The organism is Salegentibacter tibetensis, assembly GCF_020164485.1.
Classification (GTDB): Bacteria; Bacteroidota; Bacteroidia; order Flavobacteriales; family Flavobacteriaceae; genus Salegentibacter; species Salegentibacter tibetensis.
This window is the reverse complement of record NZ_JAIQZA010000123.1, coordinates 1-381: the sequence shown is the minus strand read 5'-3', so window position 1 is coordinate 381 and position 381 is coordinate 1. Positions and strand designations below refer to the sequence as shown.

1 protein-coding gene is annotated in these 381 nt (G+C 29.4%); it reads left to right on the top strand.

The genetic code is table 11. The features are described from left to right. Positions 1–334, top strand: a 334-nt coding sequence (locus tag LB467_RS18785; protein ID WP_224475676.1) for a hypothetical protein, incomplete at its 5' end; no start/stop codon positions are given. Between the last annotated feature and the right edge of the window lie 47 nt (positions 335–381).

The window sequence follows — 381 nt, the reverse complement described above, 5'->3', positions numbered from 1 at the left end:
AGGCAAACAGTACAGGAAGGTTTTTAGACTTTTCATAATTGGTTTATTTTGTGCAATTTTAATAGCCATATCTTTCACATATAAGTACACTTTGTTTATAGATAATGTTATTTATTTATTATTAATACTCAGCTTACTGATTCCTATTTATTATTCTGAATTTATTTTAGGATTTATTCTCGGTATGACATACACATTCGGAGCAATTTTACCTACAGTCTTTATATTAATATTTGCAGCTATTGGATTTATTATCTATAGATTTATAAGACCTGTAATTTTAAAACTACCCAAGATAACGGGAAAAATTCTTTCTAAAAACAGGAACCGCTAACAGCGTGTTCTTGATGCAGGGAAATCGCACGAAAGGTCGAAAAAACT